We start from the raw sequence: 14,703 nt of genomic DNA, 5'->3' as shown, positions 1-14,703 counted from the left end.
ATAACACTTCGTTACGTTCAACTTACTCTATCAGATGCCATGTTGCCAGATAACGCCCGCAACTCAGCCAGTTAGTCCACTTCAGGAGGTAACAATCACCCGAATACCTTCCAGCGCAAGGCTGGCGTGGCCCACCGCTTCCCGGGCAGCATCCAGCTGGTCGCGCAGAAAATCGATCTCCTCACTGCGAATCGCCGGGTTTACCCTCTGCAATGCCTCCAGCCTGCGCACCTCCGGAACAAAGCCCGCCTCAACCTGCGCCAGCGCTTGCGCCTGCAGCTGCGCCAGATGCGGCTCTGCCAGTCGCTCAACGTGGTCCACCATGGTTTCCACCTCGGCCCGGATTTTCGGAACGATAGCCTGTGCCGTGCGCCGGCGAATGTTGGAACACAGCTCATTCAGGCGATCATGAGGTAACGCGTTGGACAGGTCCCGGCCATTCACATCCACCACCAGTCGCAGCGGTGAAACCGGCAGATAGCGGGTTAACTGCAGGGACTCCGGCGCCGGGCAGTGTACGGCAAACAAGGCTTCCAGCAGCAGGGTGCCGGGCGGCAGCGCCTTCACGGACAGATTGGCCAGCGCGGCCTTGCCCAGGCCCGAGCTGGTGACAGAATCCATCACACCGGTCACCATCGGGTGCTCCCAGCTCATGAACGCCATGTCTTCCCGCTGCAGGGCCTGTTCACGCTCCCAGGTGGCGGTCAGGCCGTCCTCCGGCAGCTCGGCAACATGGCCAGCCTGGTATTGTTCGCCAGGCTTGAGCACATCGGCATGCTCACTGTGGTCTTCAACATCCACACCCAGAATATCGAACGCCTGCATCATGTAATCACGGACCTGGGCCGAGCTTTCCTCCTGTTCGATACTGGCAATCAAGGCTTCGGCTTCATCCCGGCGGCAGGAGTTGAGCTCAATCAGGGCATCCCGGCCATTGTGCAGCAGGGTTTTCAGCCGCGCAGTTTCCTCGGCGCTGCTCGCCAGCATGGGTTCCAGAGCGGCGTCATCGCCCTCCAGCGCTTTCTGCCACTCGTCACCCACCAGGTCGTGAACGGCCACACCGACGGCACAGCTCTCGGCAAAGGCATTGAGCCCTTCCTGGAACCAGCGGTACTGCACTTCCTGACTGGTGCCCTGCAGGTAGGGTATGTGAATCCGGATGGCTTCGTTCTGACCGATACGGTCCAGCCGGCCAATTCGCTGTTCCAGCAGGTCCGCGTTGGCGGGCAAATCAAACAAAACCAGGTGATGGGCAAACTGGAAGTTGCGGCCTTCACTGCCGATTTCCGAGCAGATCAGCGCCTGGGCGCCCTGCTCGCTGTCCGCAAAATAGGCGGCGGCACGATCCCGCTCCAGCAGGCTCAGGTGCTCGTGGAAGGCGGCACTGCGAATGCCGGCCCGCAGCTGCAAGTAGTGCTCCAGCGCCATGGCGGTATCAGCCCGGGCGCAGATCACCACCACTTTGGCTGGTCGCAGGCTGGCCAGTTTTTTCTCCAGCCAGGCCACTCTCGGATCGTCCGCCAGCCATTGTTCTTCCGGCACTGTCTGTTCAGGCGCCAGGCCAACATCGCCGTAGCGGCAGTCATCGTAAAGGGCAGGACACGGCAGAGGTTCCGGCAGCGGCTGGCGCTCCGGGAAGCCCTGAATCGCTGCCCGGGTGTTGCGGAACAGCACCCGGCCAGTGCCGTGCCGGTCCAGCAGCGCATCGATCACCGCCTGATGCGCATCATCCCGGGCCAGAAGCTCCTCCAGTTCATCACCCAGCCAGCCGGCAAGGGCCGTTTCGTCTTCAGGGCTAATTTGGCCTGGGGTTTCAAGCAGCCGGCGCACCACTTTGTTGATGGTCTCGTATTGCTGTTCCTCCTCCCGGAACGCGTCCAGGGAGTGGAACCGTGCGGGGTCCAGCAAGCGCAAACGGGCGAAATGGCTGGCCACACCCACCTGCTCCGGTGTGGCCGTCAGCAGCAGCAGGCCTTTGCTGGCCTCAGACAGGCTTTCAACCACCTGATATTCCGGGCTGGCCTGCTCCGGCGACCAGGCCAGGTGGTGGGCTTCGTCTACCACCATCAGATCCCAACCCGCCGCCAGGGCATGGTTGCGGGCCTGTTCGCTTTCAACCAGAAAATCGAGACTGCACAACACCAGCTGGTCTGCCTCGAACGGGTTGACGCTGTCGTCGTCACCGAAGATGTGGTTTACCAGCGCGTCCACATCGTCTTCCTGGGCCTTGATGTCGTCGTAGCGGCGACGATCCACAATAGAAAAACGCAGGTTGAAGCGGCGCAGCATTTCCACCAGCCACTGGTGAATCAGCGAATCCGGCACCACAATCAGCGCCCTTCGGGCCCGGCCGGTGTGCAGCTGATAGTGCAGGATCAGGCCAGCCTCTATGGTTTTGCCCAGCCCCACCTCATCGGCCAGCAACACTCTAGGGGCATGGCGGCGCGCCACTTCGTGGGCAATGTACAGCTGGTGCGGCAGATGCTGGGTGCGCGCACCAATTAATCCCTGGGCCGGGGAGGCCCGCAGGCGGTCCAGGTGCTGAAGGGTAGACACCCGCAACCGGAAAGCGCCGTTTCGGTCAAACTGACCGGCGAACAGGCGCTGGTGCGGGGCCGAAAAATTGACCGAACCGGCCAGCTTTACCTCGGAGATCTGCTGGATATTTTCGCCGTCATCGGCGTGGTACATCAGAACACCGTGGAGATCCTCAACGGCACGAACAATGTAACGCTCGCCGTCAAAGGTCTCTATCTCCTCACCCAGCTGGTAGACAATGCGCGATAAAGGCGCATTATCGATGGCATAGGTGCGCTCTTCATCGGCCGCCGGAAACCCCAGGGTAACTCTGCGCCCCGAGATGTCGGTAACGATACCCAAACCCAAAGCGGTATCGCTGTGGCTCACCCAACGCTGACCGATGACAAATTCCGATGTTTCCAAGAAACCTCCGCAAGCAAGTTACTGTTGATTCGATGTATTTTCCCGCACCCAGTAGGCGGTTGCGCCGCACACTGCCGCCGGCACCACCACCAGATTAAGCACCGGCACCATGGCAGCCAGGGCCACCGGCAAGCCGAAACCCAGTGCTGACAGCCGCTGGGCCGCAAGATCCCGGCGCAGACGGGCAAAACTGACTTTATGGTTGTCAGCCGGATAATCCACGTACTGCAACGCCATCATCCAGCTGTTGAACAGGAACCAGAGTAAGGCCGCCACCAGGTTGACGACCGGAATCAGGCCTATGATGAACAGGCCCAGGGCGCGGGGAAGGTAATAGGCGATCTTCTGGACCTCGCGCCAGAGAATTCGCGGGGTATCCTTCAGCAGCGCCGCCCAGCCTTCGTCCGGATTGACTTCCTGGCCGGTCAGGTGCTTTTCGGTAAGTTCGGCCAGATAACCGTAGAACGGCGAGCCGATAAGATTGGCAACAATCACGAAACCGTAGGCCAGCATCAGCAGAATCACGACGCCGTAAAGTAACCAGAACAGCCAGTCCAGTGCCTGCAACCAGGCCCAATCCGGCAGCCAGGCCATGGCCCCGGCGATCAAGACTGAAAACAGCTCCGCCATGAAATAGAACATCACACCAAACAGGAGGATGTTGAGCACAAGGGGAATGATGACAAACAGGCGCAGGCCCGGCAGGCGGATCAGCCTGAAACCTTCACCCAGATAACCCAGTCCTCTGAAAAAGTTACCCTTGAGCATCACCGATGATCCTCCGCTGCCATGACAAAAACGGGGCGCAAAGCATATCATGTCAGGATCGTTCCCACAGCCTGCAACCACACCCGGATGACTTGATGCTCCCATTTCAGCAAACCGTCTCTACCCTTCTGCGCATGCGCCGGCTCTGGCAGGCAGTCTTGCTGATCTCGGTGGCCGCCATCCTGTACCTGGCCACAACCAGCTCCAGCTACCCCATCCCTGCAGCCGCCAACGACAAGGTCAACCACATTATTGCGTTTATTGAATTGACCATTGTCACCCGGCTGGCCTGGCCTCGCCTGAGTGCATTCTGGTACGCCCCTGCCCTGCTGGGCTTCGGCGTGGCGCTCGAAGCGGTCCAGGCCAACCTCCCCTATCGGGATTTTTCCATGGCCGATGTTCTGGCGGATGCCCTGGGCATTGCAATCGGCATGCTGCCCTGGCCGGGCATCCGCAATGCCGGCGAAGTGGATTTGAGAAATTCGCCCGACTCTGTGTGAGACATTTCCTACAAGCATGTAAGAACATGTAGCCGCGTAGCGTGCGCAGACGCGAGCGCTCACCCAGAAAATTAATCCATATTAATGATTTTGAACAAAAAATATTGATGCCCGCAGTTTCGTATTCAACAAATCGTGCACAGTTCACACGTCTGTAAAGGTGGGATTGGTATGATGTTCAACGTCAAGGATGACAGGGAAAAGGACGACGCACCGGACGCACCCCTGCATGGATTGTGGGGAGAGGCAAGGACTCAGGGACGCCTCGCTTAAGGGATAACGAATTGGATGGCTGGCTCGGACGCCGGCACCAGGGAACGGACGCAAGGACTGGCAACAAGGCAGTTGCCCACCGCGCACGGAGACGCCAACCTGTTCCGAATCTGAACTGCTCAGGATGGCGGTTCAGTACCTGCAAAGGGCAGCTCGAGGGTTGCCCTTTATTTTTTCTGCCACGCCTGACGGCTTGCGGCTACACCCTGCCCCGCGCGAAATAAATGCGCACCTTGTTGAACTCCTCGAATTCATTCAGATCCGGCCAGGTTCTGGCCTCAATCACTGCCTGCTTTTTATAGGCCGGATTGGCCAGGTTCCTGATTCTGGAGTCTGCCAGCAACACCTGTTCAGCGGACGCACGAAAGGCCTCCAGCAACGGCCGGTTTTCCGGGTCGTACAACACATCAGCCGCGGTGACCAGGTCCAGATGCCCGGGCCGCTGCGCCCAGTCTGCGCACAGCTCCACCTGCACGCCGTTCAACTCGGCGTTGGCTGCAGCAGCATCCAGCGCTGCCGGATCAATATCGCAGGCAATGGCCCGCGCGGCCCCCGCCCGGGCTGCCGCTACCGCGACCACACCTGACCCGGAGCCGAAATCCAGCACCGTCTTGCCCGCCACCAGCATCGGGTGGTCCAGAATCCACTGGGCCAACACCTGGCCACTGGCCCAGCAAAACGACCAATAGGCCGGCTCCGCCACGACCGCCTGAGCTTCGTCATGACTTATTGGCCCCTCAAGCACAGACGGATCAAACAGGTAAAGCGGCAAACTCGGGCAGCCGGCCGGCGCCGATTGGGCCACCCGGCCGCGACTAAGGGTTTTGCGCAGGTGCAGATTGAGTGTTTCCGGATTCATCACTGGTCCTTTCAGGCCGTTTCCGAGGCGGCATTGTACCCTTTGGCCGGGATATCAACAGTCCGGTATACTGCCGCCTCACTCTGAGTAACAGCGACTCGTGGAAATGGCCAGCAGACCCGACACCGATGACTACCTCAACCTGTTCCTGAACGACATCCCGTTAATGGATGTGCGGGCACCGGTGGAGTTTGCCAAAGGCAGCTTTCCCTGTGCTGAAAATGCACCGCTGATGAACGATGAAGAACGGCACCGGGTGGGTATCTGCTACAAGGAGAAAGGTCAGGACGAAGCCATTAAGCTGGGCCATCAGCTGGTCTCAGGCGACATCAAGGCGCAGCGCATAGAAGCCTGGAACCGCTTCATCGCCAGACACCCCGAGGGATACCTTTTCTGCTTTCGTGGCGGGCTACGCTCACGGCTGACCCAGCAATGGATCAAAGACGCAGGCATTGACTACCCCCTGGTGAAGGGTGGCTACAAGGCGCTTCGGCGTTTCCTGATCGACAGCCTGGACCAACTGATTGCCAACGGTGATTACCGGATTCTCAGCGGCCGCACCGGCACTGGCAAAACCCGCGTGCTGCTTGACCTGCCCAATCCGGTCGACCTTGAGGGACTGGCTAATCACAGAGGCTCCAGTTTTGGCCGACAGGTTACGCCGCAACCTTCCCAGATAGACTTCGAGAACCGTTTGGCGGTTGCCATGCTGAAGGCGCATCATCTGACTGGTGGCTCAATCTACCTGGAAGATGAAAGCCGACTGATCGGCCGCTGCGCCCTGCCTGAATCCCTGCGGGCGCGAATGGCGGAATCGCCGCTGATGATCCTTGAACAGCCCATGGAAGAACGGGTTGCGATTATACGTGCCGACTATGTCGAGGCCATGCTACAGGACTACCTTTCAAGAGACGGTGAAGAGGCCGGCTGGCTCAACTTCCGGGATTACCTGCTCAGCGCCCTGGACCGGATACGCCGGCGCCTGGGTGGTGAACGCTACCAGCAGCTCCGAGACTTGATGACCCAGGCGCTCGACCAGCAACAGGCGACCGGCGCCCTGGACGGCCACCATGCCTGGATTGAAAGCCTGCTCAACGACTATTACGACCCGATGTACGACTACCAGCTCAGCCAGAAACAGGGGCGAATTCTTGTGCGCGGCAATCCGGAAACCATTCGCGACTACGCCAGAAACCACCACAAGCTCCTGAAATAAAGCGATTACAACATCTCTACGCAATGCAGGTTTAATCCATTTGTGCTCTATACTGCGTAGAGTCAGATTCCCTTGCGGCAATCGATTGTCCAGGCAGTTACACCTCAAAAAACACTAACGAACAAGGAGCTCCCCTATGGAAGACCTCTTCAGTGCCGACGGGCAGGCTACCCAATGGATGGATCAGGCAGTCGCCCTGACCATGGCCTATGCCCCCAAGGTGTTGCTGGCCATCATAACCCTGATCGTGGGTATGTGGCTGATCAACCGTTTTGTCGACGTACTTGACAAGAAACTGGGGCAGAAAGACCCCACTCTGAACAAATTCCTGTGCGGCCTCATCAGCGCGCTTCTGAAGGTCATGCTGTTGATCTCGGTCGCGTCCATGATTGGCATTGCAACCACCTCATTCATCGCGGTTATCGGTGCCGCCGGTCTGGCCGTTGGCCTGGCCCTGCAAGGCAGCCTGGCCAACTTTGCTGGTGGCGTACTGATTCTGATTTTCAAACCATTCAAAGTTGGCGATGTCATCGAGGCTCAGGGGTTCCTGGGTAGCGTGGTGGAAATCCAGATCCTGTATACCGTGGTAAACACATTCGATAATCGCCGTATTGTCATCCCCAATGGCAGCCTCTCGAACGCCAGTCTCGTCAATATGAGTGCCTACGAAACCCGTCGTTGCGACATGACTTTCGGCATCGGGTACAACGACGATATCGATAAGGCCAAAGCTATCTGCAAGCGCCTGATCGAGGAGGACGAGCGCGCCCTGAAAGACCCGGAACCTCTGATTGTGGTTGGCGGCCTGGGAGACAGCTCCGTTGATCTGACAGTAAGGGCCTGGACAAAATCTGCAGACCTGTGGCCGTTCTACTGGGATATGCAGGAAAAGGTCAAGAAGGCGTTTGATGCCGAGGGCGTATCCATCCCGTTCCCACAGCGCGATGTTCACATGTACAAAGCCGATTGAGCGGAACCGTTACACACAAATACAGATGGATACTCGCAAACAGCTCAACCTGGGCTAGGCTGACGGTAAGAAGGGGCGCCCGCCCCTCTTGCCATCGGGGCCAGGCCCGGGACGGCGGATGGCTCCACAACACCGACCATGCTGTCAGGAGGTTGTGACTATGCCGGTGAAGCAGTTAACAGAGTTCCTGGAAGAGGCAGGTGTGGAATACATGTGCCTCTCCCATCCCCCTGCCTTCACGGCCCAGCAGCTGGCCCACCACGTCAAGATCGCCGGCGACCGGGTTGTAAAAACCGTCATCATCGAACTCGATGGCAAAATGGCCATGCTGGTGATGCCTGCTACCTGGCGGGTGCGCTGGGATCGACTTTCCCGGGTGCTGGACACCGATTTCGTGGATCTTGCCGACGAACAGGAATTCCAGGACCGGTTTCCCGAGTGCGAGGTGGGCGCCATGCCACCGTTCGGCAACCTGTTCGGCATGACGGTCTATTGCGCCGAAGTGCTGACGGAGCAGCCGGAACTGGCCTTCGCCGCCGGCACCCACACCGAATCCATTCACATGAAAACCGCAGACTTCCTGCAACTGGTTCACCCCATGGTGATCAACCAAGGCTTCACCCGGCCAGGCGCCCAGAAACCGGCCTGGCTGACGAAAGGCCGTCAACGGCCGGAAACCACTGAGGAAAAGACCGTCTCCAGACTCGCGGGGTACTGAAACCCGGCGGATTGATCCCGGTCGCTTGTCTGGCCCGTGGCATCGCGTAAACTGATGCCATCAGACAGGAACCGGATATGAACCAAGCATTTGACATCATCATCGTTGGCGCCGGCATGGTTGGCGCCGCCCTTGCCAATGGCCTTGGCCAGCAGGGCATCAAGGTCGGCCTGATTGATAAGGCCGAGCCCTCGGACTTTGACGCGGATGCCAGCCCCGATATCCGGGTATCAGCGCTCAGTGCCGGCAGCGAGCGCTATCTGCAAAGCCTGGGCGCCTGGCCCCGCATTCAGGCCATGCGCGCCACACCCTATCGCCGCCTGGCCGTGTGGGACGAGACCCCGCACCCACTCAGCCGCCTGCTGCCCGGCTCGTTGACCGAAGTGGAATTCAACGCAACCGATCTCGGCGCAGGCCATCTGGGCCATATCGTCGAAAACAGCATCACCCAGAACGCCCTGTGGCAAACCTTACAGGACGAACCCGACGTCACGCTGATTACCGGCCAGGGGCTCAAGGCACTGACACAGAATGCCGAGCGTGCAACGATAACCCTGGACGATGGTACAGAACTGAGCGCCCAACTGATTGTCGGGGCGGACGGCGCCATGTCCAGAGTGCGGGAACTGGCCGGCATTGGCGTGACCCGTGACCAGTACGAACAACAAGCCATGGTGATTTCAGTCCGCTACCTGGGCCAGCCCGAGGACATTACCTGGCAGGGCTTTTACCCCAGCGGCCCCAGAGCCTTCCTGCCGTTACACAGTGCAGGTGAGCAATACCCCGGCGAAACCTGGGGATCACTGGTGTGGTACGACAGCCCGGCAAGGCTGGCCGAACTCAAAGCCATGGACAACAGCACCCTGATGACGGAAATCCGCAAGGCCTTCCCGGCACGCCTGCCGCCGCTGACCCACATCGACGCCAAAGCCAGTTTCCCCATCGCCCGCCAGCACGCCAAGCGCTATGTCCAGAACCGCGTGGTGCTGGCCGGCGACTCCGCCCACACCATCAACCCCCTGGCCGGCCAGGGGGTGAACCTGGGCTTCCAGGACGCCCAATGCCTGCAGGGCCTGCTGAAAGAAGCCCGACGCAGCGGCGATGACCTGGCCAGCCAGCACTGGCTGGCGCTATACGAACAGCAACGCCGGCCCGCCAACCGCCGCATGATGCTGGCCATGGACCTGTTCTACCATCTGTTCAGCAACGCCATCCCGCCGGTACACCTGGCTCGCAACCTGGGCCTGGGCGCTGCCCGCGCTTTGCCCTTCGCCCGCAACGGTGTAGCCCGCTACGCCATGGGCCTGGATGAAGAGCTGCCGGCCGTGGTCAGGCAGATCACTTCCCGGATTCCGGGTCTGAACCAGCTTTAACACCGAACAATAATCCCAAAGACAATCGAAAAGGAGCCACCATGTCAGAGACGATTTTCACCAAGATCATCAACCGGGAAATCCCCGCCGACATTCTCTACGAGGATGACCTTGCCCTGGCGTTCAGCGACATCAACCCTCAGGCGCCGGTGCATTTCCTGGTTATTCCGAAGAAGGCCATCGCCACGATCAACGACATCACCGAGGATGATCGGGAACTGGTGGGGCATCTGTATGTGGTGGCAGCGAAGATTGCCAAAGAGAAGGGGTTTGCCGACGATGGCTATCGGGTTGTCATGAACTGCGGCGAAAATTCGGGGCAGACAGTGTTCCATATCCACCTTCACGTTCTTGCCGGCAAACCGCTGGGCTGGCCGCCTTATACTGAAAAGATGAAGCAGGCCTGAGTTTTTACCTGTTCCAGGGCTTTGGAGTAGGCAAGCGGGCTGGTATGGCTGTTTGGGACACGCTCAAGGCATCCATGCTCGCTTAGCTTTGGCCATCCATGGCCAAAGATAGTCCCAAACAGCCATACCAGCCCGCGTGCCCGAAGCTTGAGAGGTAGGCTGACAGACTAAAACACGATTTTGGTGAAAACAGCTCTGGAGTCAGGTCGGCCGATGTGCCGTAGTGCCTTCCGGGACCATCTTTGGCCAGGGATGGCCAAAGCTGAGCGACCAGGGACGGCTCGAGCGTGTCCCGGAAGGCACTACGGCATAGCGGCCCGCCCCCAAGACAACGGGAACGGGATTTTAACGTTAACGGCCAACCACCTTCTCGGCTTCTTCCACGGGCGTATGGCGAACATCCTCGCCTTTGACCATGAAAATGACGTTCTCGGCAATGTTACAGGCGTGATCACCCACCCGCTCTAACGCACGAAGCACCCACATCACCGACATACACCGTGAAATATTGCGGGTATCTTCCATCATAAAGGTCAAGAGCGTACGGGCAGCAGCCTGATACTCCTCATCCACCCGCTTGTCTTCCTTCATCACCCGCAACGCCTGCTCCGAATCCAACCGGGCAAACGCATCCAGCGCATCGTGCAGCATGCTCAAAACATGGCTGGCAATATGGCGGATCTCGACATAGCCACGGGGCGCCTGGCCTTCTTCGGACAGTTTGATGGCCATCTTGGCGATCTTCTTGGCCTCATCGCCAACTCGCTCCAGGTCCGCGACCATTTTGATCACCGCAATCACCAACCGCAAATCCCGCGCCGTGGGCTGGCGACGGGCGATGATCAACGTTGCCTCTTCGTCCAGGTCCACTTCCATTTTGTCGACCTTCTTGTCACCGGCACGGACGTCTTCGGCCTGGTGGCCATCACCGTCTACCAGCGCCTGAACCGCACGCTCAACCTGGCTTTCAACCAGACCACCCATGTTCAGAAACTGGGTTTTCAGCTCGGTCAGCTCGTTGTTGAACTTGTGGGAAATGTGATCCCCGTATACATCATCCTTTTTATTCGGCATATCTGATATCTCCAGTGTTCCCCGGTGCCCTTAACCAAAGCGGCCAGTAATGTAGGATTCGGTCAGCTCGTGCTCCGGCGACGTGAATACCTTGTCAGTCTCGTTCACCTCCACAAGGTGTCCCAAATGGAAATAAGCGGTGCGGTTAGAAACCCGGGCTGCCTGCTGCATGGAGTGGGTGACGATCACGATGGTGTAACTCTCAGACATCTCGGCAATCAGCTCTTCCACTTTCGCCGTGGCGATGGGGTCCAGGGCCGAGCATGGCTCGTCCATCAGGATCACTTCCGGACTAACAGCAATGGCCCGGGCGATACACAGGCGCTGCTGCTGGCCGCCAGACATGCCGGTCGCGGTGGCATCCAGGCGATCCTTCACCTCTTCCCAAAGACCGGCTTTGCGCAGACTGTTCTCAACGATGTCATCAAGATCGGATTTACGGTTGGCAAGGCCGTGAATTCGGGGGCCGTAAGCCACGTTGTCGTAGATCGACTTGGGAAACGGGTTGGGCTTCTGGAACACCATGCCCACCCGAGCCCGCAGCTCGACTACGTCCCGCTTCGGGTCGTAGATATCATGCTCATCAATCATCAACTGACCTTTGACCCGGCAGATATCAATGCTGTCGTTCATCCGGTTCAGGCACCGCAGAAAAGTCGATTTGCCGCAGCCGGAAGGCCCGATAAAGGCAATGACTTCGTTACGGCCAATGTCGAGGCTGACGTTCTTTATGGCCCGATCCTGACCATAGAACACTTCGACATTACGCAGCTTGAACTTGGGATCATCAGACAGAGGAACCCCAACGGTCGCGCCTTCTTCAATGACGGTTTCCGCTGGCCGCTCGTCTTTTACCGGGATAATAGTGTCTGCCGGCATGTCCGCCTCACTCGTGATTGTCGGATTCATGGTATTCATTAGTACTCTCCTTACCACCGGCGCTCAAGACGTTTGCGCAGCCAAATGGCCAGTGCATTCATACTGATCATGAAGGTCAGCAGGATCATGATGCCCGCTGACGCCAATTCGATAAAACCCTGTTCCGCGCTGCTTGCCCACAGATAGATCTGTACCGGCAGTACCGTGGCGGAGCTAAAGAAGCCGTCTGGAATCTCCACAATAAACGCGACCATACCGATCAGCAGCAACGGGGCGGTTTCACCCAGCGCCTGCGCCATACCGATGATGGAACCGGTCATCATGCCCGGCATCGCCAGGGGTACCACATGGTGAAGCACCACCTGCATCTTGGAAGCCCCGATGCCCTCAGCTGCCTCGCGAATGGAGGGCGGCACACTCTTGATGGCGGCACGGCTGGAGATGATGATGGTAGGCAACGTCATCAGCGCCAGTACCAGACCACCCACCACCGGCACCGAACGGGGCATGCCAAACAACCCGATGAACACCGCCAGGCCCAGCAGACCGAAGATGATCGACGGCACCGCCGCCAGGTTGTTGATGTTCACCTCGATGAAATCGGTCAGCTTGTTCTGGGGCGCGAACTCTTCCAGATAGACCGCTGCGGCCACCCCGACAGGGAAGGCAATCAGCAGGGTCACCACCATGGTCAGTAATGAACCGATGATAGCGCCCAGAATACCGGCGTTAGACGGCTCCCGGGAATCGCCAGACTGGAAGAATACGTCGTTGAACGCGGTCTCAATAACACCTCGCTCCACCAGGTAATCTACCCATTCGATCTGCTGGTCAGACAAGCGAACGCTGTAGTTGTCATTGTCCGCATGCTTCACATACACCGATACACGATCGTGGGCCAGAAAGGTCAGCGTCTGGGTCGTGCCCAGCAGTTCCGGCTGACTGCGCAACAAGTCACGAATCTGGCTCGAACCATAACTGCCCACCAGTCGGCTGAGTTCACGCTGGGCGGCACGATCCTCAACACCCGGGATCAGGTCACCGAGGGCGGTGATGATCGGTGCATTGAAATCGGCCATGGAACGCTGGTCTGCATCGGTAGGATCGTCCAGATACATGGCTTCACCATCCAGATGCACATCCAGCGTAATGGTGGTTTTGATAAACCCGGTGTAGCCCTTGCCAATGATATCGGCAAACAGGATCACCAGGGCCGACAGGGCGATGGCAATGGCCAACATACCGTAGGCGCGGAACCGCCGTTCCTTGCGATACCGGCGTTTCAGGGACTGGCGGACAATCTCCGCCTGGGAGCGTTGATCAGTCATACTGTTCCCTATATTTACGCACAATCTTGAGAGCAATCACGTTCAGAATCAGTGTCACCACGAACAGCATCATGCCCAGGGCAAAGGCTGCCAGGGTCTTGGCGCTGTCGAATTCCTGGTCGCCGGTCAGCAGGGTGACGATCTGTACGGTGACGGTGGTGACAGAATCCAGCGGGTTGGCCGTGAGGTTGGCTGCCAGGCCTGCGGCCATCACCACAATCATGGTTTCACCAATGGCGCGGGAAGCGGCCAGCAGAATACCGCCCATAATGCCGGGCAGTGCTGCCGGAAATATCACCTGCTTCATGGTTTCAGATGGAGTGGCACCGAGAGCCAGAGATCCGTCTCGGAGGGTCTGGGGCACCGCGTTGATCACATCGTCAGACAACGAGGACACGAACGGGATAATCATTACCCCCATCACCAGACCAGCGGCCAGTGCGCTCTGGGACGAAGCATTGAGGCCCACGGTCTCGGCCAGGTCCCGGATAAACGGCGCCACGGTCAAGGCGGCGAAGAACCCGTAAACCACCGTCGGAATACCCGCCAGCATTTCCATCAGTGGCTTGATCACAGATCGGGCCTTTTTACCGGCGTACTCGGAGAGGAAGACCGCCGAGAGTAAACCAACCGGCACGGCCACAATCAATGCAATGGCGGAAATCAGCAACGTACCGGTAAACAGCGGAATCATGCCAAAGGAGCCATCGGCACCTACCTGGTCGGCCCGGAGCGCAGTCTGGGGACTCCAGTTGGCACCCAGGAAGAATTCCCAGAAAGGCACCTTGCCAAAGAACCGGATGGTCTCGAAGATCACCGAAAAAATGATGCCCACTGTAGTCATTACGGCTACTGCGGCGCACACAAAGAAGATTCTCCGCAGAGTGGTTTCGACACTCTCACGGGCGTTAATATGAGGCGCTACCCGGAACCAGGCCACAACAGCACCCAGCACCGCAATCAATAGCACCAGAATCGTTTTGAAATTCTTGCTCTGGTCACGCAACGTCTCTAATAACGACGCAGCACCAGCAATATGCTCCGGTACGAACTCCGGGTTGAGCTTGCCCGCCGCGACATTGCCAATCTGGGACACCACCAGGCTGGCATGCCCGGCCGACTGGGGAATGACCTCCGGAGGCAGGGACCCGATAACAATATTCTGGATAACCTTGCCTTCAAAGCCCGCCCACAATCCGAGCGTAATCAACGCGGGGATTCCGCACCACAATGCCGCCCGTGCAGCATAGTAAAACGGCAGTGATTTGAGATTGCGTATACCACCGAGAGGCTCCGCCACGGCGCGCGATCGCATATAGGCGAGGCTGTACGCCACCACTGCGAGCACCAGAACGATAGGCAACAAATTGGCCGATTGCATAACTGTCTCTTTCC

The 14,703-nt window shown here is 58.6% G+C and carries 13 protein-coding genes; 6 read left to right on the top strand and 7 right to left on the bottom strand.

All coding sequences use genetic code 11. The features are described 5' to 3' along the window. Positions 1 to 81: 81 nt before the first annotated feature. Together rapA and cysZ are read right to left on the bottom strand one after the other, a co-directional pair. Positions 82 to 2,943 (bottom strand): RNA polymerase-associated protein RapA, encoded by a 2,862-nt coding sequence (rapA, locus tag ACZ5Q2_RS05950; RefSeq protein WP_432210349.1) that lies wholly within the window; start codon positions 2,941 to 2,943, stop codon positions 82 to 84. Between the two features lie 18 nt (positions 2,944 to 2,961). Continuing rightward, positions 2,962 to 3,711, bottom strand: a complete 750-nt coding sequence (gene cysZ, locus ACZ5Q2_RS05945; RefSeq protein ID WP_072676103.1) for a sulfate transporter CysZ — start codon at positions 3,709 to 3,711, stop codon at positions 2,962 to 2,964. Positions 3,712 to 3,806: 95 nt separating this feature from the next. On the opposite strand from cysZ, the gene ACZ5Q2_RS05940 reads away from it, so the two are divergent. Beyond that, the gene (locus ACZ5Q2_RS05940; RefSeq protein ID WP_432210350.1) at positions 3,807 to 4,211 is read left to right on the top strand and encodes a VanZ family protein; all 405 of its coding nucleotides are present in this window, start codon (positions 3,807 to 3,809) and stop codon (positions 4,209 to 4,211) included. Positions 4,212 to 4,683: 472 nt separating this feature from the next. On the opposite strand, the gene ACZ5Q2_RS05935 is transcribed toward ACZ5Q2_RS05940, so the two are convergent. Continuing rightward, positions 4,684 to 5,343, bottom strand: coding sequence for a 50S ribosomal protein L11 methyltransferase (locus ACZ5Q2_RS05935; RefSeq protein WP_432210351.1), 660 nt, complete (start codon positions 5,341 to 5,343; stop codon positions 4,684 to 4,686). 106 nt (positions 5,344 to 5,449) lie between these two features. On the opposite strand from ACZ5Q2_RS05935, the gene mnmH reads away from it, so the two are divergent. The 5 genes from mnmH to ACZ5Q2_RS05910 all read left to right on the top strand — a co-directional run bounded on the left by mnmH (position 5,450) and on the right by ACZ5Q2_RS05910 (position 10,027). Next, positions 5,450 to 6,559 carry a tRNA 2-selenouridine(34) synthase MnmH gene (gene mnmH / locus ACZ5Q2_RS05930; RefSeq protein ID WP_432210352.1) on the top strand — a complete coding sequence of 370 codons (1,110 nt, stop codon included), beginning with the start codon at positions 5,450 to 5,452 and terminating at the stop codon, positions 6,557 to 6,559. A 136-nt stretch (positions 6,560 to 6,695) separates the two neighbouring features. After that, the gene (locus tag ACZ5Q2_RS05925; protein ID WP_432210353.1) at positions 6,696 to 7,529 is read left to right on the top strand and encodes a mechanosensitive ion channel family protein; all 834 of its coding nucleotides are present in this window, start codon (positions 6,696 to 6,698) and stop codon (positions 7,527 to 7,529) included. Between the two features lie 160 nt (positions 7,530 to 7,689). After that, on the top strand, positions 7,690 to 8,247 hold the full coding sequence (locus ACZ5Q2_RS05920) for an aminoacyl-tRNA deacylase (RefSeq protein WP_230712838.1): 558 nt from the start codon (positions 7,690 to 7,692) through the stop codon (positions 8,245 to 8,247). 77 nt (positions 8,248 to 8,324) lie between these two features. Then, positions 8,325 to 9,620 carry an FAD-dependent monooxygenase gene (locus ACZ5Q2_RS05915; protein ID WP_230712836.1) on the top strand — a complete coding sequence of 432 codons (1,296 nt, stop codon included), beginning with the start codon at positions 8,325 to 8,327 and terminating at the stop codon, positions 9,618 to 9,620. Between the two features lie 41 nt (positions 9,621 to 9,661). Next, positions 9,662 to 10,027 carry a histidine triad nucleotide-binding protein gene (locus ACZ5Q2_RS05910; RefSeq protein WP_432210354.1) on the top strand — a complete coding sequence of 122 codons (366 nt, stop codon included), beginning with the start codon at positions 9,662 to 9,664 and terminating at the stop codon, positions 10,025 to 10,027. Between the two features lie 351 nt (positions 10,028 to 10,378). Here ACZ5Q2_RS05910 and phoU read toward each other — a convergent pair whose 3' ends face one another. Genes phoU through pstC form a run of 4 tightly spaced genes read right to left on the bottom strand, consistent with a single transcriptional unit; the run spans position 10,379 to position 14,689 of the window. Then, positions 10,379 to 11,101 (bottom strand): phosphate signaling complex protein PhoU, encoded by a 723-nt coding sequence (gene phoU, locus ACZ5Q2_RS05905; protein ID WP_432210355.1) that lies wholly within the window; start codon positions 11,099 to 11,101, stop codon positions 10,379 to 10,381. A 30-nt stretch (positions 11,102 to 11,131) separates the two neighbouring features. After that, positions 11,132 to 12,019, bottom strand: a complete 888-nt coding sequence (gene pstB / locus ACZ5Q2_RS05900) for a phosphate ABC transporter ATP-binding protein PstB (protein WP_432210356.1) — start codon at positions 12,017 to 12,019, stop codon at positions 11,132 to 11,134. Between the two features lie 11 nt (positions 12,020 to 12,030). Then, positions 12,031 to 13,308, bottom strand: a complete 1,278-nt coding sequence (gene pstA, locus ACZ5Q2_RS05895; protein WP_432210357.1) for a phosphate ABC transporter permease PstA — start codon at positions 13,306 to 13,308, stop codon at positions 12,031 to 12,033. Continuing rightward, positions 13,301 to 14,689: a phosphate ABC transporter permease subunit PstC gene (gene pstC / locus ACZ5Q2_RS05890; protein ID WP_432210358.1), complete on the bottom strand. Its 1,389-nt coding sequence runs from the start codon at positions 14,687 to 14,689 to the stop codon at positions 13,301 to 13,303. Before pstC ends, pstA begins: the two co-directional genes overlap by 8 nt. Positions 14,690 to 14,703: the final 14 nt, after the last annotated feature.

The organism is Marinobacter alkaliphilus, from assembly GCF_055394375.1.
Note: the sequence above shows the minus strand (reverse complement) of the source record. Positions and strands in the feature narration are given on the sequence as shown.